Here is an 18,908-nt window from a genome sequence, read left to right on the forward strand (position 1 = left end):
GGCATCGGTCCGGCCGTGGCCCGCGCGCTCGGCGGGGAGGGCGCATGAGGGCCGGCCACCCCCGCGGTCTCGGGGAGAGACCGTGAACGAGATCGGCGCGCGGCTCCGCGACGCGCTCCACGCCGAGCTGCCCGCCGCCCTCCGGCTGCGGCGGGAACTGCACGCCGAGCCGTGCCTGTCCGGCCAGGAGGAGCCGACGCTCAAACGGGTGCTGGACGCGCTGCCCGAGGGCAGCGCGATGGAGCGGGTGGCCGGGACCGGCGCGCTCCTGCGGGTCGGCGGCGACGGCCTGGCCGTCGGGGTGCGCGGAGAGCTGGACGCCCTGCCGATCTCCGAGGAGACCGGGGTGCCCTGGGCCTCGCGGAACGGTGCCATGCACGCCTGCGGCCATGACGTCCACCTCGCCGCCCTGGTCGCGCTGACCAGGGCGATCGACCACGTGAAGGCACCGGCGCCGATGGTCGCGGTGCTGCAGCCTCGCGAGGAGGGTCCCCCCTCCGGCGCCCGTGACATCGTCCAGTCGGGCGCACTCCAGCGGAACCAGGTCGGCGCCATGATCGCGGCACACGTCCAGCCGGTGCTCGAAGCCGGTCAGACGGCCTGCACTCCCGGCGCGGTCAACGCCTCCGCGGACCAGTTCACCGTCGTCGTCAGGGGGCAGGGCGGGCACGCGGCCTATCCCCACCTGGCCCGCGACCCGATCCTGGCGCTCGCCCAGGTCATCGTGGCCGCCCAGCAACTGGTCAGCCGCGACGCCGACCCGATGACGCCGACGGTGGTCACCTTCGGGGCCGTGGCGGCGGGCACCGCTCCGAACGCGATTCCAGAGCAGGCCGCCGCCCGCGGCACCATCCGGACGATGTCGGAGTCCTGGCGCCGCCGGTTGCACCAGCGCTTCCATGAGCTCGCCGAAGGGGTCGCCCGCGCCTACGGCTGCGAGGCGGAGGTGCGGATCACCTACGGGGATCCGGTGCTCGTCAACGACGCCCGCCTCGCCGAGGAGACCGGCTGCATCCTCGTCGACACCGCCCACCACATGCCCGCCACGTTGCGCTCCTGCGGTGCCGATGACTTCGCCCACTTCGCGTCGGTCGTGCCGTCGCTGATGCTGTTCGTGGGCACCGACACGGAGGCGGGGCTGCACAGCCCGTACTTCCTGCCCGGAGACGACACGGTGCGGGCGCTCGCCGAGAGCCTGCTCGCCGGCTACCTCGGTGCCGCGCAGGTGATCGGCGCGGGCCAGGGCCACTGATCCGGTCGCGGGACCGTTCTCCCGGTCACGGCGGCCTACCTGCGCCATCTCCGCGAGCCGGGCAGCGCGGGGGCGACACACCGCAGGACAGGACCTAGTTGAGCCGGAAGGTCTCCACGAACGTGTCGACGTGCCCGCTGGCCTCGGCCCACTGCCCGGCGGGTGCGAAGAACCAGAACATCCCGACGCCGCCGGAGTCACGGATGACGCATCGGGCGTACAGCCGGAAGGGCATGCCCGACGCGTCCTTGTGCGCGAAGCCGAACTCCAGCTCGGCACCGTCGCCCCCGGCGACGGAGATCGGGCGCCGGACGAGTTCCCGGTAGGAGTCGGGCGCGAACGTGTCCTTCCTGAGCGCGTCGCGCAGCTCGTCGAGGATGGCGGCAGGGGTCCGGGTCTCCTTCCGGCCGAGGTTCGCGAAGGCTCCCAGGTACCAGGAGGACGAGGAGAGGATCGAGCTTTCCGGCCGGCTCCAGCTCACCTGATCCTCGGCCTCGTCCTTGGTCCAGCCGTCGGGCACCGCGATGGAGAATCCACGGGAATCCTTGTGGAGTGTGAAGCCGCGCGGCAGCGAGTCAGGTACCGGGGAGGACGGCGGGTTCTGGCCGGATTCACCACCGGAGCCCGTGGGGGCCGTCGAACCTGCGCCGGGACCGGGCGTTCCGGCGCTCTCCGGCGTGGCGGAGCCGCCCTGGACTCCCCAGATCACCGCGGCGGCCACGGCGACCGCCAGCACAGCTGCTCCCGCGGCCACCATCACCTGGGGGCGAGGCCGCCGGGAGGCGCCGGACCGGGCATGATCGCTCGAAGAGGTCGGCCCGGTCCCGGCCGGGGCGGCGCCCTGGGCCCGTCCGCCGTCTTCGGCCGGACTCGGGGCCTGCCAGGCGGGTCCGGCGTACCCGGTCGGACCCGGGATCTGCCAGGAACGTCCGTCCTCCGGCGAACGCGCGTTCACCCGGTCCGGTGCGGCTCCGGCGGCCACCGGCGCGAGCAGCGCCTCGGCCTGGCCGGCCGTCAGCCGCTCGGCGGGATCCTTCCTGAGCAGGCCCTCGATGACCGGGCCGAGCCGGTCCGCGTACCGGGTCGGCGCCGCCGGGCGGTTGATGATCGCCGCGATCGTGGCCATCGGGCTCTCCCGCTCGAACGGCCTGCGGCCCTCCACGGCCTCGTACAGCGTCACGCCCGTCGCCCACAGGTCGGAGGCGGCCGAGGCGCGCTCGCCGCCGAGCTGTTCCGGCGCGAGGTAGGGGATCGTGCCGAGCAACTGCCCGGCACCGGTCAGATCCGTGGTGTCGTGGACCGCCGCCGCGATCCCGAAGTCGGTCAGCACGGCCCGGTCGCCCCTGAGCAGGATGTTGGCGGGCTTGACGTCGCGGTGCACGATCCCCGCCGCCTCCGCCGCGGCCAACGCGGAGATCACCCGCAGCCCGATCTCCGCGACCCTGGCCTCGGCCAGCCGCCCCTCCGCCCTGAGCACCTCCGCCATGGACGGTCCCTCGACCAGCTCCATGACGATCCACGGACGGCCGTCCTCCTCGACCACGTCGTAGACGGTGACGATGCCGGGGTGGCCCCTCAGCGTCGCCGCGGTACGGGCCTCGCGGAGCGTCCGCAGCAGCAGTCGCTCGCGGTCCTCGGCGGGCAGCCCGGCGGGTGGCCGCATCTCCTTGACCGCGACGGTCTGGTGGAGCAGCTCGTCCCTGGCCCGCCAGACGACGCCCATGCCGCCTTCCCCGAGAGGGGCCCGCAGGAGGTACCGGCCTGCCAGCACGCGTGACGGCTCTTCCGGCATGCGGGCGAACCTATCGCTTTCCTCGCCCCCGATCCACCGCGATACCGGTTCCGCGGTCCGGGACGCAGCCGATCGCGGAGCCCGTCAGTATCCCGCGGCGGGATCGATGACCCCCTCCAGCGGAAGGCCCGCCCGCAGGTTGCGTACGTTCCGCTCGACCCGCTCGCAGAACATCCGGGTGACGTACTCGGCGGAGTCGGCGCAGTGCGAGGTGATGAGCACCCGGTCCTCGGCCCAGAGCGGGTGCCCCTCGGGGAGCGGTTCCGGGTCCGTCACGTCCAGCCCGGCGGCGGAGATCGTCCCGGCGCGGAGGGCCTCGACGAGCGCGTCGGTCTGGATGTGCGCGCCGCGGGCGACGTTGACGACGACGGCGTGCGCCGGCAGCAGGGCCAGCTCGGTGGCACCGATGACGTGGGTCGTCTCCGGCGTCAGGGCGAGGGCCAGCACCAGGATGTCGGTCTCCGGAAGCACGGCGGGCAGGGCCTCGGGCGGCAGCGTCTGCTCGGCGCCCTCGATGCTCTCCGCCCGGCGGCGGATCACCCGGATCCGGCACCCGAACGGCCGCAGGAGCCGGATGAGCTCGGTCGCTATACCGCCGCCGCCGAGGATCGTCACCCGCCGGCCGTGCAGGGAGCCGGGATCGACCGAACACCAGCGGGGGGTGCGCGCCTGCCGGACGAGGTTGCGCAGGCAGGCCAGCATCAGCATGAGCGCGTGCTCGCCGACCTGCCCGGCGAACGACCCCTTGGCGCAGCTGAAGGCCACCGGCCGGTCGAGCACGCCGGACGCGGTGAATCTCTCCACCCCCGCCCAGGGGAACTGCACCCAGTTGATCCGGGGGTGGGCGTCCAGAGCCGAGCGGAGCAGTTCCGGCTCACCGGGGATGAGCCACACCAGGCCGTCCGCCTCGGCGAGCGGGGCATTGACGCCACCGCCGCCGGACACGGCCTCCTCGACCCTGAGACGCAGGCGGTCGAGGTCGGGGGAGTTGGGACGGTCGTAGGCCGCCCCCGCCTCCGGGGACGGGGCTATCGCGATTCGGGCTTCCATAAACACCATTTTGTAGGTAAACCGCAGGTCGGCGAACTGTCCGGCCTCGCCGGTCACCTCCCGGTGGGATGCGGGAGTCGGTCCCCGTACGAACAGGTGCGCCGCGGGATGCCCGCCAGTTGGTCGGTCTGCGGCCGCTTGGGCGATTCGTTCACGGCCGCGTGTCCGTCGAGGTCGATGCCGAGATCCGGGGTCGCCGGTGCGACCAGGGGAGGGCTTCCTCGATCTGAGCCGCGACCCGAATGAGGAAGTCCTCACGGCCATACGGGGCCACGAGCTGAATCCCGACCGGGAGGCCCTCCGCGCTCCAGTGCGTCGGCAGGGAGATCGCCGGCTGGCCCGTCGCGTTGAAAGGCGCGGTGAAGCCGACGTACTCGCCGGACTTCATGAATCCGGCGAGTGGCGCACCGGGAACGGGCCGCAGTTCACCCAGTGGTGCGGGCAGCTTGGGGAGGGTCGGCGTGAGGAGAAGGTCGTACCCGCCTCCGCCTCCGCGTCCGATCTGGTCCGAGGGGTTCCACCACCCGGCCATCCGCCGGCACCATGCGTGCAGGGCATGGAGGCCCTCCAGGTACGTCGTCGCCGGGATGTCCTTGCCGAGCTCGGCGAGCGCCCAGTTGTCCTGGTCGAGGTCGTCGGCCGTGATGGGGCGGCCGATGGCCTTCCCCCAGAGGTGCAGATCCAGAGCCTGGAAGACCGGCATCAGGATCTGGGCCTCCTCCGCCGGCTGGAAGAGCGCCTCGGGGTGCGCCTCCTCGACGACGTGGCCCAGGTTCTCCAGCAGGTGCCCGGCAGCCTGAACGGCGTCGACCACCTCCTGGTCCAGTTCGGTGGTCGGATGCGTGGCGAGAAGCCCGACGCGCAGGGTGCCCGGATCCGCGCCGACCTCCTCTCGGTAGGGACGGTACGGACGAGGAGCGGTGTAGGGGTCTCCCGGCGCCATCCCTCCGACGGCGTCGAGGATTCCTGCGATGTCGCGCACGGAGCGGGTCACGGCCGACTCGTGGGTGAAGCCCGCCCATGCCTCGCCCAGCTCGGGACCGAGGGAGATCCTGCCGCGCGTCGGCTTGAGGCCGACCAGCCCACACGCACTCGACGGGATGCGGACCGACCCGCCGCCGTCGTTGGCGTGGGCGGCCGAGACCATGCCGGAGGCGACCGCTGCCGCGGAGCCGCCACTCGACCCCCCGGGAGACCGGCTCGTGTCCCACGGGTTCCTGGTGGGGCCGTACGAGTCCGGCTCCGTGGTCGTCCACGCCCCGATCTCGGGTGTGTTCGTGCGCCCCAGGAGCATGAAGCCCGCCTCACGCAACCGCGAGACCATCCACGTGTCCCTGGACCCGCGCCAGTCGAGGTCCCGCAGAAACCTGGTCCCGTAGTGGTACGGATCGCCGGCGGACTGCTGGAAGAGATCCTTGACGAGGAACGGGACCCCGGCGAACGGCGCGTCGCGGGCAAGGTCGGCGGCGGCTTTGCGCGCCGTGTCGTACGAGGTGTGGATGACGGCGTTGATCGTGGGATTGAGTTCGTCGATGCGCGCGATGGCGTGGTCGACGAGCTCGGTGGCGCTGATCTCTCCCCGCCGTACCAGGTCGGCCTGTCCGGTGGCGTCAAGCCAGGTCGGCTCGTCCATGTCTGCTCCTCATGACGAGCGGCCCAATGGGTCGTGAGCCGCGTTCGCAGCCACCCTCCTGAGTGCCGCGACCGCGCACAAGGCGTTACGACGTATCGCTGACGGCTGCCTAGGCAGTCGTCAGGAGCCGGTAGGCATCGACGGCCGTCGACCGGGAACGGACCCCGAGCTTGCTGTAGATCGCTCGCAGGTGAGCATGGACGGTGCGCTCGCTGATGCTCAGCCGGAGAGCGATCTGCGCGTCGGTCATGCCGGCCTCCACGAGGTGCATGACCGACTCCTGACGCACGGTGAGCCCCGAGGGCCGCGCCGACGGTTCCCCGGCTGCGAGACGTCGGGTGCGAGCCACGAGGTCTGTCAGGCGGACACCAGGATCAGGGCAGGATTCGAACTCCTGTTCCGAACGTTCCAGCCATGAGGTCGCCGATGCTCTGTCGGAACGGTGGAGCTCAACCACCGCCCGGCAGACCGCGGCGTCCACGGCGGACAGCCGGTCACCGGCGGCGATGCTCAGGGTGTGGACCTTCTCATAGGCGGCGGCCGCTTCGTGGAGAAGTCCGCGGCGGTGTGCGAGCGTGGCCCTTGCCATCAGAAGCATGCGTCTGGCGGACGGGGCGGCCGCTCGGCTCCGCGACATGAGACGTTCTGCGCGGAGGCAGTGCTCGGCGGCCACTCCCAGGTCACCTGTTTCGGCGTACATCCGAGCGATCAGGGCGGCGGCCGCCGCGCCCGCGACCGGGCTCGATGCCGACTCGGCCAGCGAGACCGCGCGTCGAAGGAGCAGCCGGGCATCCTGCGCGCGGGTCTCGTAGAACGCGGCTCCGGCGATGACGACCACGACGTTCGCGTACTGGACCGCCTGTTCGGGTGTCATGAGGGAGCGTGCCGTGAGAGCGCTGTCCCTGGCCCTGCCGAGATCGCCGCGCATGAGGGAGACGGTTGCCTCACCGAGGGCCAGGCCGGCCTCTCTGGAGGGCAGTCCGTCGGAGAAGGGACCGTCCACGGGAGCCGCCGACGCGCGTCTCAGCATCGTTTCGACGTCGTCGAGGCGATCGGAGAGCAGGAGCGCTGAAGCAAGGGCGATGAACAGGCGTGCGTCGCCATCCATGACGTGGGAAGGAATGCGTGCGAACCATGAGAGTACGGTGCCGATGCGGCCGTCGCTGATCGCTGTCCAGTACCCGTCGAGGATCTCGGCGCAGGCCCGGGGCCAGTCCTCACAGGCGATCAGGTGACTGATCGCCTGCTCACGCAGGCGATGACGCAGGAGCCAGTCGGCAGCGCGCCGGTGTGCTCCCCTTACGTCCCTGCCTTCAAGCAGGGCCAGTCGTTCGAGGGACTCGCGCAGGACCGGGGGTATCGACCACCAGATCCCGTGCTTGTCCTGGGGCTCGAGGAGCTCGTTGTCGCGGTCGAGGCTGTCCAGCGTGGTCAACGCGTCGGCTCGGCCGGTGACCGCGTCCGCGAGCGAGACGCAGATACGGTCCAGGACCGCCGTGTCGAGGAGGAATTCCCTTGCCGGCGGATCCAGCCCCGGCAGGATCTCGGAGCCGACCCAGTCGAGGACGTACCGGTGCTGTCCGGTCAGGCGGGGCGCGGTGACTCCGTCGTCGACGGACACGGTCGCGAGGAGTGCGTACAGTCCCGGCCACCCGCGAAGCCGGGGCATGTGGTCGGCGGCCGGGCCGCGATCGGGGTCGAGTCCATGGCTCCGCACCACGGCGTCGGCCTCGGCCGGATCGAAGCGGAGACGGTGGGGCCGGATGGTCGCGACCCGGCCTCGCGCTCGCAGGCCCGCCAGGGGGAGGCCGCGGTGGGAACGGCTGGTCACGATCAGCCTCAGGTGCGCGGGTGTCTCCGCGGCAAGGTGGACCACGTCCGAGACGAGCTCCGCGTCTCGGACGTGGTCCAGGTCCTCCAGCACGATGACCCATGGCGGCTCGCGGTGGGCGAGAGCCTGTGGCACCGATCGCCAGTCGGCCGGCGACGCAGGGTCGGACGTCCCGGCCAGGCCCAGGGCCCGGCGCCAGACTTCGGCGGGTGGTGACCCGGGTTCGAACGCGACACGGAGCACACGCTCGCCTTGGCGGGCTCCCCACTGGTCGAGGAGCGTCGTCTTGCCCCAGGCGGGTCCGGCGGCGATGACCGTCAGTGCGTGCGTGCTCACCTGCTCTTCGAGATGACGGACCAGGCGTGCGCGTTCGAGAGGTCCGGTCAGGAGGACCTCCGAATCCACGGCGGGAGCACGTCGTCCCGGGCATATTCCGGCTGCCCGCCGAGGACACCGACGTGGCCGGCCCGTGACACGTCGAGCCGGACCAGCGTGCTCCGTGCTGCGCGGATGTCCATCGGTTCCTCAGTCTACGGATGTGCTACCGGTGGCGGGCAACCTGATCAGAGCTCCGGCGAAAGCCGTCTGGAACCTGCCGCCCACTCACCCGGCGATCACCCCCGAGAGCTCGTCAGGCATCCACGCCTATGTGCACGGGACCCGCGCCTGGATCGATCGTGGCCAGGACGCTCGTCGGGACGCGGAACACCCGGCCGGGGGCCGCCGGCCACCACAGCCGCTTCCGTGCGATGACCTTTCCCTCCTGCCGGAGGACGATCCGGGGGAACGGGATGTAGCGGTCGCTCCACAGCAGCAGGCGGCGACGGGCCGGGGCCGGATCCCCTGGACGGAAGATCTCCGGCGCCACCCAGCGGAAGGGCGCGTCGGCGACGAGACGCACCTGCTCGGCCGGCGCGCTCCTGCCGTGCAACCAGGCGATGACGGAGCGCGCGACATGGGCGCCGTCGATCGCCGCGATGTCCGCGGTGTCGACCGGGTGGAGCAGGTTGCCCACGGCGAACACGCCCGGCCTGTCGGTGCGTAGCGCGTTGTCGACCAGCGGGCCGTTCGTGCCGGGGTCCATGGTGATCCCCGCCGCGCGTACCAGCTCGTGGTCGGGGATCCAGTCGCCGGTGAGGACGAGCGTGTCGCACTCGACGACCCGCCTGGCGCCGGTGTCGAGGTCCTCGATCTCGACGGCCCGCAGTTCCGGCCGGCCGATGACCTTCGTCACCCGGGTGCGGGTGGCGACCCTGGTACGGAAGAGGATCCTGCCGGGGATGCTGAACAGGGAGTAGGAGTCCGGTCGGGGATACTCGGTGGTCATCAGGACGGTCCGGCAACCGGCCTCGCGCAGGGTCAGCGCGGCCGACCAGCTGACCAGCTCGGCGCCGACGACGACGGCCCTCCTGCCGACCTTCCCGTGCTGCAGGTGGACGAGATTCTGCAGGTGTCCGGTGGTGTAGACGCCGTGGGCGCGGTCTCCGGGGATGAGACGGGCCGGTCGTGGGCGCTCCCGGGCACCGGTCGCCAGGATGACGGCCCGCGCCTCGACGCGGATGCGGCCCCGCGGGGTGGTGGCCTCGATCGTCCGGTCACCGGCCCAGTTCGTCACGGTGGCGTTCGTCAGGATCTTCGCACCGGCGGCCTCGGCCTGCCGGACGAGCCTCCTGGCGTAGGCGGGACCGCTCATGAAGCGCCGCATGTCCCTGATCCCGTAGCCGGGATGGTCGCTGTGCCGGGGGATGCCTCCGGCCGTGCTCTCCCGGTCGAGGACGAGGACGTCACCGTTGATCCTCGGCGCGAGTTCACGGGCGGCGCTCAGCCCGGAGGGGCCGGCGCCGATGATGACGACGGCAGGGGTGAGGGTGGTGATGTCGCCGGGTGTCATCGGCCGGCCTCCAGCGGTGCGTGGCGCTGCTCGCAGGCACTCTCGCCCCTGCTCTCCAGCAGCTTCTTGATCTCGGCGCCGCAGAAGAACCCCTGGCAGCGCCCGTTCATCGCCCGGGTGCGGCGGCGCAGCCCCTCCAGGGTGGCCGGTGGGATCGGTGACCGGAAGGTGTCGCGGATCTCGCCGGCGGTCACTCGCTCGCAGAAGCAGACCACCCTGCCGTAGGCGGGGTCGGCGGTGATCCGGGCGGCGTCCTGGTACGGGCGGGTGAACGCCTCCCCGAGGTTGGGCATGCGGGGCGGCTCCGGCAGGTTCTCCCGTGGTACGAGCGCCAGCCCGGCGTCGCGGACGAGGTCGGCGACGTGCTCGGCGATGGCGATGCCGGCGGTCAGGCCGGTCGAGCGGATCCCGCCGACCAGCACGTAGCGCCGCCCGGCGTCGGCCTCGATGAGGTAGTCGGGGTGGTCGCTCGCCGCGCGCAGGCCCGCGTAGGTCGCGGTGACCTCCTCAAGCAGCAGGTCGGGCATCAGCTTCTCGCCCTTGCCCAGCAGGAACTCGAATCCCCGCTCCGAGGTCCCGGTGTCGGTGCGGTCGACGAGGTCCTCGGCGGTGGGACCGAGCAGCACGTTGCCGTAGACGGTGGGGCTGATCAGCACGCCCTTGCCGCGCGAGCTGGGCACCGGCAGAATGATCTTGTTGACCATCGGGCGGGCGAGCTTGTCGTAGACCAGCAGCTCGCCGCGGCGCGGCGTGACCGTGAAACGGTCGTGGCCGAACAGCCGGTCGATGACGTCGGCGCCGAGCCCGGCCGCGTTGACCACCCAGCGGGCGTGCACATCCCCGCCGGAAGCGCGCAGCACCGTGCGGTCGCCGAGGTCCTCGACCGAGGTGACCGCCCGGTTCAGCAGCAGCGTCACGCCGCGGCCGACCGCGTCCGTGGCCAGGGCGAGGTTGGTGGTCCAGGTGCAGATGATCGACTCGTCGGGAACGGTCAGGCCGCCCAGGGCGCCTTCCCCGAGGTGGGGAAGTTGCCGGTACACCTCCTCGGGACCGACGATCTCCGTCTTGCCGTACCCGTTCTGCTCCGCCTTCCGGCGCAGGCCCGGCAGCGCGTCGAGCTCCTCGGCGGTCCAGGCCACCAGCAGCGCCCCGGTGTGCTCGACCGGGATGCCGGTCAGCTCGGCGTACTCCGACAGCAGGTGGTAGCCCTCACCGACCAGCCGGGATTCGAGGGTGCCGGGCTTGGCGTCGAAACCGGTGTGCAGGATGGCGGTGTTCGCCTTGCTCGTACCGTCACCGACGTCGTCGCGCGCGTCGAGCAGCGCGACGCTCAGCTCGTAGCCGGCCAGCTTCCTGGCGATGGCCGAGCCGACGATGCCGGCACCGATCACCGCCACGTCGAACGTGGTGTTCATCGTGTTCCCTCCCGCGTCAGGGTGGCGTTGACCGCCTCCGCCCAGCGGGAGCGGAAGTCGGCCGCCTGATCGGCAGACCATCGGGGTTCGTAGGTCGTGCTGGGCTCCCACGGGTGGACCGCGTCCGCGAGGGAGAGCGACGGGTCGAGCGAGGCGCGGGCCAGCGCCACCGCCCCCATCGGGGTGGCGTGCTGGGAGGGGTAGACGTCGATCCGGATCCGCATCAGGTCGGCGACCGCCTGCATGAGGACCCTGCTCCGGGTGAGCCCGCCGTCCACCCGCAGCCGGGTCAGCGGCTGCCCGAGGTCGGCGGCGACGAGGTCGCCGAGCTCGGCGACCTGCGCCGCGATCCCCTGCAGTACGGCGAGCACGAGGTGCCCGGAACCGGTGGAGAGGGTCAGCCCGGAGAACGAGGCCTTGGCGTCGGGACGCCACCAGGGGGCCGCCAGGCCGGCCAGCGCCGGCACGCACAGCACCCCCTCGGCGTCCGCCGCCGCGACCACGTCCAGGTCCGCGGCGCTACGGATGAAGCCGAGATCCTGGATCCACCGTACGGCGGAGGCGGCCGTGTAGACCTGGCCGTCGAAGCAGTACGAGGTCTCCCCCCGGACCCGCCAGGCGACCGAGGCGGCCAGGTGGGCGGTGGAGCGCACGGCGGAGGTGCCGGTGTTGGCCAGCAGGAACGCGCCGGTGCCGAAGGTGCACTTCGCCTCTCCGGAGTTCAGGCAGTTCTCGGCGAGCAGGGCGGCCTGCTGGTCGACCACGAGCCCGCCGACGGGGACGTTCCCGCCGAACGCGGAGGTGTGGCCGACCACCTCGTCACAGGAGACGATGCGCGGCAGGCGCTCGGTGCCGAGCCCGAACAGCTCCAGCAGTTCCGGGTCCCACTCGGCGTCGTCGAGCCGGGTGACCAGCGACCGGCTGGCCGTGGCGACGTCCGTGACGAACTCCCCGGTCAGATGGTGGATGATCCAGGAGTCGGAGGTGGTGACCACCCCTTCGCCCGTCACGTTCCGGCGCAGCCAGGCCATCTTCGGGGCGGAGAAGTACGGGTCCAGGATCAGCCCGGTGGTCGCGGCGATCCGGTCCTTGAACTCCTCCAGCTCCGCGCAGACGCCCTCCGAGCGGCGATCCTGCCAGACGATGGCGGCCGAGAGGGGCTCGCCCGTGACGGGGTCCCACGCCAGGACGGTCTCGCCCTGGTTCGCCAGCGTGACGGCGTCGATCCGCACCCCGGCCCGCGCGACGGCCTGGCGGCCGGCATTGAGTACCGAGTCGAGCAGTTCCCTGGGGTTCTGCTCGACTCCGCCTCCGGGCAGGTAGGTGGGGCGGACCGGGACCTCGGCGAGGCCGAGCACCTCGCCGCGGGCGTCGACGACGATCGCCTTGGTGCCGGATGTTCCCTGGTCTATCGCCAGTACCGTGGTCACCGCCGGTGGGTCCCCTCCGTGCGCCTGCCCTTGGCCGCCCCCGCGGCATCGGCGGTCAGCTCCGCGTCGATGGAGTGCATGTCCGGCATCACCAGGCCCTTCGTGCCCTTGGTGAACAGCAGGTAGGCGAAGTACACGGCGCCGATGGCGAGCATGATGAGCACGTAGACCCACGGCTCCACGAACGAGGCGTCCCGGAAGAGCAGCAGCTCGAACGCGAGCCAGATCAGCGCGACGACGATCACCGGGATCTCCCAGCGGCCCAGGTCGAACCCCTTGCTCGGCGGCAGCGACTTCCGCTTGACCACGTACATGATGACGGTTCCGGTGTAGATGATCGCCGGCAGCAGGGTGGCGGCGGCGAACAGGCCGAAGAGGGCGTCGGTCCGGGTGGAGAAGACCGCCAGGATCAGCTCGCCGATGACGAACATGAAGACGGTGGCGTTCAGCGGGGTGCCGAAGCGCGGGGAGACCTTGTGCAGACCCTGCCAGCCGGGGAAGCGCTGGTCGCGGGACATCGCCCAGACCAGCCGCACGCCGGTCATCAGGATCACCATGCCGCAGGCGAAGATCGCGATGACCACCAGCACGAGCAGCGCCGTACCCACCACGGGGCCGAGCGACCGGCTGATCACGTCCGCGACCGGGGTTCCCGACTTGGCCAGCTCGACCGGGTCGCCGGCGAGCAGGGTGACGGCGACGAGGAACAGGAAGCCGAGCACACCGGAGGCGAGAACCGCCTGCCACATGGCGCGGGGGACGACCCGGGCCGGGTCCTTGGTCTCCTCGGCGAGGTTGGCCGCCGACTCGAAACCGACGATCGTGAACGCGCCGAGCAGGAAGCCCAGCATCCACGGACCGGCCGAGGTGAGCGTGCCCATGCTGAGGTAGCCCTCGGACGGGATGGCGCCGGTGCTGAACAGGTTGGCGAAGTTGACCTCCTTGGCGATGAAACCCACGATCAGCAGCAGCAGGACGAGGGCGATCATGCCGATCAGCTCCGCCGTCACGGCGAAGTTGTTGACCCGCTCGGTCCACTTGGTGGAGAGCCCGACCAGCAGCGCCTGGCACATGATGACCACACCGGTGATCACCCAGGCGTTCAGCGCGGTGCCCTCGTAGCCGAGCAGCACCGGCATCACGGTGGAGGCGATGGTGTAGTCCACCGCCACGACCACGACCGCGAGGAACGAGAACGAGACCCAGCCGATGATCCAGCCGAGCACGGGGTTCGCCAGCCGGGACATCCACTGGTAGGAGTATCCGGTCACCGGGATGCGCGCGGCCAGCGAACCGAAGATGAACGCGACGGCGAGCTGACCGATGATCACGATCGGCCAGGTCCAGATGCCCGCGGGGCCCGAGGTGTTCAGCACCGAGCCGTAGGTGGTGAAAATGCCGGTGGCGATCGAGACGAAGGCGAATGCCACGGCGAACGAGGCGAAACGCCCGGTGCCGCGCTTCATCGCCTGCTTGTAGCCGAATTCCGCAACACTTGCGCCGCTCTCCTGATTGCCCGGCGCGGGTGGTGAATACTGGGTCATGGACCTACAACTCCTGTGTTTCCTGTCAGATGGTGCATCGGCGTGCTGGTCCGAGCCGGGTGGCGTTGCCGCGCCGCCCGGCTCCTTCGACGGTGGAGAACGTTCAAGAGAGCACCATCACCCCGCCCCCGCGGGTGATCGCGTCCTGGATGCCGGAGGGGGGTTCCGCCTCGGTGATGAGACCGCCGAGCTCGTCCAGCTCGGCGACCCGGTGCCGGGCGACCAGGCCGAACTTGCTTGAGTCGGCGAGTACGTACGAACGCGTCGCGTTCCTGAGGATGATCTTCCGGACCGCGATCTCGTCCAGGTAGTAGTCGGTCAGGCCGGCCGCGGCGTCGACGCCGCCCGACCCGAGGAACGCGACGTCCGGGTTGAGGTCCGCGAAGAACGCCTGGGCCACCGAGTTCGAGAGCGCGAGGTCTCCGCCGCGCAGCCTGCCCCCGCAGACGAGGACCTCGATGCCGGGCCGCTCGGAGAGTTCCGCCGCGACCAGCAGGGAACAGGTGGCCACGGTCCCGGTGAAGTCGAGCGGCAGGGCACGGGCGACCTGGACGGCGGTGGTTCCCACGTCGATCACCACGGTCTGGCCGGGGTGCACCAGCCCGGCGGCGGCACGGCCGATGCGCGTCTTGGCGTCCGCGGCGGTCCCGGTGCGTTCGGCGAAGGGGGCCTCCTCGCCGGCGGCCTGCCCGAGCGTGATGGTCGCGCCCCCGTGCACGCGCGACAGCCTCCCCTGGCGCTCAAGCGCCACGAAGTCACGGCGGATCGTCTCCGCTGACACGCCGAGCTCGTGCGCGAGGTCGTCGGTGCTGACGACGCGGGAGATCCGCAGTGCCTCCCCGATGCGCGCATGCCGCTCAGCGGGCAGCACGACTGCCCACTTCTGTGGAAGTTTGTGCATGCATGAGGGGAATTATGCTTTGGTGTGGTTATCGCGTCAATGCATTGCGCTATCGGGTTGGAAACCTTTACCGAGGGTTCCGTCTGCCGGCGGGCGATGTGGAGCCCGCTGACCTCGGCTCATAAGCGGACCGTAAGCCCTTGGGAGCCTCTCGCCGGGTGACCGCCCCGGGCGTTCCCGGTCATCCGCGGGCACCGAGGTCGCTCTCCGGCAGCGCCGGTCGGGAGTGCGGTCCGGAATCTCGTCGCCCATCCATCTGTGCCATCTCGACGGCCCCGGACGACAGGGCCTAGGTGGGGATCGTGGGATCCCCGGCGGCCTCCCGCAGCGCGGCGAGTGCCTCTTCGGCTGATCCGCCGAGCCTGATCACCTCGGCGAGATAGACGGAGGCGTGCCGCCGGATCAGGTCGGCCCGCGCCACCCAGGGCTTGGACTGGGGAAGTACGCGGGTGCCGTCGCCGCGCTTCGCGGTGACGTGACCGGACTGTTCGAGCTCCTTGTAGGCCCGGGCCACCGTTCCCGCGGCCAGTCCGAGGTCGGCCGCGAGCTGGCGCACTGGCGGCAGCCGGGCGCCCGCCTCCAGAACCCCGCAGCCGATCAGTTCGGCGAGCTGCGCGCGGACCTGCTCGTAGGGGGGTGAGGGGCTGGTGACATCAACCTTGATCATGAAACCTTGACTTTAGGCGAGGAGAGCAGCTCGGCGAGATACCAGATCGCCGAACCTGCGGCCAGGAACGCGACCCCGACGAGGGCGGGGGGCGCGGTCATACTCCAGTCGGGAAGGTAGGCGCTGTTCTTGACGGTGCCGGCGGCGATCAACGCGATGCCGCTCAACGGCAGTGCCACGCAGAGCCCGTAGGCCGCGGTGACGACCCGTGCGGAGTGGGCACGCTGTGCTTCGTCCACCGCCCTGGTGGCCGGATCGAGGCCTGGGCGGCCACGCCGGACGATGCGGTGCAGCACCAGGGCGGAGAGCACCAGCGCGACCGCCAGCGCGGCCAGGATCGGCCATGCGTAGAACCAGCCGGGCCACGGGCTGGTCGACTGGCGAACCATGCCGTCCGGGCTGAAGGTGGACAGGGTCCGCCCGGGCCGGCCCAGATCATCGGCGCTCGCCGTGGCGACGGTGACGGTCAGCAGCCCGACAGTGATCACCGACAGTGTGGCGGCCAGCGACGTGGAGAACCTGGGCAGGTAGTGGCGAATCCTCCGGGTCTCCAGTGACGCGTCCCGGATCGGGCCGCCGGGAGGCTTGGCGGCGAGCTCTCCGGCGAGGGTGCCCAGGATGAGGCAGAGTCCCAGGACCGGGGCGGCGAGCATCGGTCCGCGCCCGAGGGCGCCGGTGTCGGCGATCAGTCCGGCGGCGACGATTCCGGCCACCAGGCCGATGACCCTGGCCAGCAGGGCCCGCCGCGCGGTGGTCCGCAGTGCGCGAAGGCCGTCATCGACCGGCAGTCGTACGGTCCGTGCCATGGACACCAGCACGGAGATGAGCACGACCGCGAGAGTCAGGAGGATCAGGGCGATGAACGGGATACCGATGGACATGCGACTCCTTGTATCAACAAAGCGATACAAATAGTCGCACGCCCTGTTCGCTTGTATCAAATCATTGATACAAGTCGCCGTTCCGCTCGGAGGGGTCGATCCCGGGTCTGAGACCTCCGGTCAGAGGTCGCCCGCGAGTCCGAAGCCGCGAGTCCGAAGCTGGCGGGGCCGCGCCCGAGGTCCCTGGTCAGAGGTCGGCGGCGAGGCGGAAGCCGGTGTTGCCCGAGCTGCTGTCCGGGGTGTTGGAGCTCCGGGCGGCGACCCGGTAGCGGTTGCAGTAGGAGTCGTGGCACAGGTAGGAGCCGCCCCGTATCACCCGCGAGGTTCCGGTCTCGGGTCCGCGAGGATCCTCAAGCGGCCGGGAGAGATGGTCGGTGCCGAACCAGTCCGCGCACCACTCCCAGGCGTTGCCGACCATGTTGTGCAGGCCGTAGCCGTTGGGCCGGTACGACTTCACCGGCGCGGTGCCGAGATGGCCGTCCGCTCCGGTGTTGTGCGTGGGGAAGCGGCCCTGCCAGATGTTGCAGCGGTGCTGCCCGCGCGGGGTCAGCTCGTCGCCCCACGGGTATCGTGCCTGGTCCAGGCCACCCCGAGCGGCGTACTCCCACTCGGCCTCGGTCGGCAGCCTGCCGCCCGCCCAGGCACAGTAGGCCGCCGCGTCCCGCCAGGAGACGTGCACCACCGGGTGGTCCTGCCGGCCGTTGATCGTGCTGCCGGGACCCTGGGGCGCCTGCCAGCTGGTGCCCTCGATCACCAGCCACCAGGGAGTCTCGGCCGGGGAGGGCGCCCGCCTCCGGAGGTCCGGCGCGACCAGCAGGTGGAAGACGTAGGACCAGTTGAACCGCTCGGCGTCCGTGACGTATCCGGTCGCCTTCACGAACGCCGCGAACTGCGCGTTGGTCACCGCGGTGCGCGCCAGCAGGAAGGGCCGCACCGTCACGGTCCTGATCGGCCCCTCCCCGTCGGCGGGGAACCCCTCGGCGTCGTCGGTCCCCATCCGGAACGCGCCGCCGTCCAGCCGGATGAGCCCGCTCGGCCGCCGGGGCGCGGGGGCGACGGCCACCGGCCGCGGTTCACGGCCGTCCTCGTCTCCGCTACGGCCGGGCGCGCAGCAGTGTCCGCTCATCGCGTTCCTCCCTGCGGTGTCTCGATCGATGAAGCCAAGGGGGTGGCCCCGGGCAGACGGGACCACCCCTCGACGGCGTCCGGTGGGAGAGAGATCATTCCCACCAGGTGCTGTCGGTGTCCGGGAAACGCCAGACCTCTTCCGTGTTGTGCTGGGGAAGCTCGGTGACCCGGAGCCCGGAGTTCACCGGGTCCTCGTACCGGCCGAAGTACCTCTCCACCCGCCCGGTCAGGTCGGCGACGAGATCCGCGTGCCGGGGGTCCGCGTAGAGGTTGACCGTCTCGCGCGGATCGGCGACCAGGTCGATCAGCTCGGCGGGGCCGCCGGGGTAGCGCAGGGTGAGCTTGTGGGTCCGGGTGCGGATCATCCGCAGGTTCCCGTACTCGCCGTACACCTCCTCGGGCCACTCGGCCACGTGCCCCCCGGCCAGCAGCGGTGCGAAGCTGCGGCCCGGGTAGTTGCGCTCGGCGAGCGTCTCGGCGGGCAGCGCGACGCCGGTGTGGTCGAGGATGGTGCGGAACAGGTCGCAGTGGGTGACCATCTCGGACCTGGACTGGTCGCCGAGCAGCGCGCCCGGCCGGTTCAGGATGAGCGGCACCCGGATGGATTCCTCCACCATGTTGTACGGCTTGGTGCCGTTTCCCTTGCCCCAGATGCCGTGGTGACCCATGTTCAGGCCGTGGTCGGAGGTGTAGACGATCAGCGTGTTCTCGCGCAGGCCCTGGGTCTCCAGCTCGTCGACGAGCCGGCCGACCTGTTCGTCCACCTCCGAGGCCGAGGCGTAGTACTGGGCCAGCGCCTCCCGCCGGTTCCTGCGGCTCGGCATCAGCGACTCCGAGGCCATCCGCCCGAAGGGGTAGCTGGCCTCGTCCGGAACGTCGGCGAAGGTGCTCTGCCGGTAGCGGGACACGTGCCGCTCGGGGCGGCCCTCCCACGGGCTGTGCGTGCCGACATAGCCGACGTGCAGGAAGAACGGCTTCTCCTCGTCGCGGGCGCGCAGGAAGTCGATCGCCCGGTCGGTGACGCCGTGCCGGTTGTAGCCGCCGCGGAAGGCGGGCGAGTGCTCCCAGGGGCTGTCGAGGTGCTCGGTGTGCGTGCGCTCGTCGGCGACCTCGTACCAGAAGTCGAAACCGGGGGCGCGCTCGAACGACCTGCCCAGGTGCCACTTGCCGGCCAGCCCCGTGGTGTACCCGTGATCACGCAGGATCTCCGGCAGGGTCAGCTCGTCGGCGATCCAGTTGCGCCGGTCCACCTCCGGGTCCCACACGTTGAGGTAGTCGTGCACCCCGTGCTGCGAGGAGAGCCTCCCGGTCAGGAAGGCCGCGCGCCCGGGGGAGCAGACCGGGGTGGGGGTGAAGGAGTTCTCCATCCGCACACCGGTGGCGGCCAGGTAGTCCAGCGTCGGGGTCTGCACCTCCGAGTTGCCGTAACAGCCCAGCGCCCACGAGGCGTGGTCGTCGAGGAAGACGACGAGGACATTGGGACGCACTGGTCC

Annotated in this window: 14 protein-coding genes; 1 reads left to right on the plus strand and 13 read right to left on the minus strand. The window is 71.2% G+C overall.

All coding sequences use genetic code 11. The features are described 5' to 3' along the window. The first annotated feature begins 82 nt into the window (after window positions 1-82). On the plus strand, window positions 83-1,252 hold the full coding sequence (locus ABT061_RS03715; protein ID WP_350912282.1) for a M20 metallopeptidase family protein: 1,170 nt from the start codon (window positions 83-85) through the stop codon (window positions 1,250-1,252). Between the two features lie 94 nt (window positions 1,253-1,346). Here the strand turns inward: ABT061_RS03715 and ABT061_RS03720 are convergent, their stop codons facing one another. From ABT061_RS03720 to ABT061_RS03780, 13 genes are all read right to left on the minus strand, one after another. Beyond that, complete coding sequence (locus tag ABT061_RS03720; protein WP_350912284.1) at window positions 1,347-3,044, minus strand: serine/threonine-protein kinase; 1,698 nt, start codon at window positions 3,042-3,044, stop codon at window positions 1,347-1,349. An 84-nt stretch (window positions 3,045-3,128) separates the two neighbouring features. Next, complete coding sequence (locus ABT061_RS03725) at window positions 3,129-4,094, minus strand: D-isomer specific 2-hydroxyacid dehydrogenase family protein (RefSeq protein WP_350912286.1); 966 nt, start codon at window positions 4,092-4,094, stop codon at window positions 3,129-3,131. 151 nt (window positions 4,095-4,245) lie between these two features. After that, window positions 4,246-5,727, minus strand: a complete 1,482-nt coding sequence (locus ABT061_RS03730; protein ID WP_350912288.1) for an amidase — start codon at window positions 5,725-5,727, stop codon at window positions 4,246-4,248. Window positions 5,728-5,836: 109 nt separating this feature from the next. After that, window positions 5,837-7,963 carry a winged helix-turn-helix domain-containing protein gene (locus ABT061_RS03735; protein ID WP_350912290.1) on the minus strand — a complete coding sequence of 709 codons (2,127 nt, stop codon included), beginning with the start codon at window positions 7,961-7,963 and terminating at the stop codon, window positions 5,837-5,839. Between the two features lie 226 nt (window positions 7,964-8,189). Beyond that, window positions 8,190-9,449: an NAD(P)/FAD-dependent oxidoreductase gene (locus ABT061_RS03740; protein ID WP_350912292.1), complete on the minus strand. Its 1,260-nt coding sequence runs from the start codon at window positions 9,447-9,449 to the stop codon at window positions 8,190-8,192. Further along, the gene (locus tag ABT061_RS03745; RefSeq protein WP_350912294.1) at window positions 9,446-10,864 is read right to left on the minus strand and encodes an NAD(P)/FAD-dependent oxidoreductase; all 1,419 of its coding nucleotides are present in this window, start codon (window positions 10,862-10,864) and stop codon (window positions 9,446-9,448) included. The genes ABT061_RS03740 and ABT061_RS03745 overlap by 4 nt, the downstream gene beginning before the upstream one ends. After that, entirely contained in the window at window positions 10,861-12,294 is a 1,434-nt protein-coding gene (locus tag ABT061_RS03750; RefSeq protein WP_350912296.1) for an FGGY family carbohydrate kinase, read from the minus strand. The genes ABT061_RS03745 and ABT061_RS03750 overlap by 4 nt, the downstream gene beginning before the upstream one ends. Then, window positions 12,291-13,838: an amino acid permease gene (locus ABT061_RS03755; protein WP_350912298.1), complete on the minus strand. Its 1,548-nt coding sequence runs from the start codon at window positions 13,836-13,838 to the stop codon at window positions 12,291-12,293. Before ABT061_RS03755 ends, ABT061_RS03750 begins: the two co-directional genes overlap by 4 nt. Window positions 13,839-13,941: 103 nt before the next feature. Next, a complete protein-coding gene (locus ABT061_RS03760) occupies window positions 13,942-14,739 on the minus strand; it encodes a DeoR/GlpR family DNA-binding transcription regulator (protein WP_350912300.1) in 798 nt (265 codons plus the stop codon). Between the two features lie 289 nt (window positions 14,740-15,028). After that, on the minus strand, window positions 15,029-15,406 hold the full coding sequence (locus ABT061_RS03765) for a GntR family transcriptional regulator (RefSeq protein ID WP_350912302.1): 378 nt from the start codon (window positions 15,404-15,406) through the stop codon (window positions 15,029-15,031). Further along, window positions 15,403-16,287, minus strand: a complete 885-nt coding sequence (locus ABT061_RS03770) for a hypothetical protein (protein WP_350912304.1) — start codon at window positions 16,285-16,287, stop codon at window positions 15,403-15,405. The genes ABT061_RS03765 and ABT061_RS03770 overlap by 4 nt, the downstream gene beginning before the upstream one ends. A 187-nt stretch (window positions 16,288-16,474) precedes the next feature. Continuing rightward, a complete protein-coding gene (locus ABT061_RS03775) occupies window positions 16,475-17,413 on the minus strand; it encodes a formylglycine-generating enzyme family protein (RefSeq protein WP_350912306.1) in 939 nt (312 codons plus the stop codon). 94 nt (window positions 17,414-17,507) lie between these two features. Continuing rightward, window positions 17,508-18,902, minus strand: coding sequence for a sulfatase family protein (locus ABT061_RS03780; RefSeq protein WP_350912308.1), 1,395 nt, complete (start codon window positions 18,900-18,902; stop codon window positions 17,508-17,510). Window positions 18,903-18,908 lie beyond the last annotated feature (6 nt).

The sequence above is a fragment of the Streptosporangium sp. NPDC002544 genome, from assembly GCF_040295965.1.
Lineage (GTDB): Bacteria > Actinomycetota > Actinomycetes > Streptosporangiales > Streptosporangiaceae > Streptosporangium.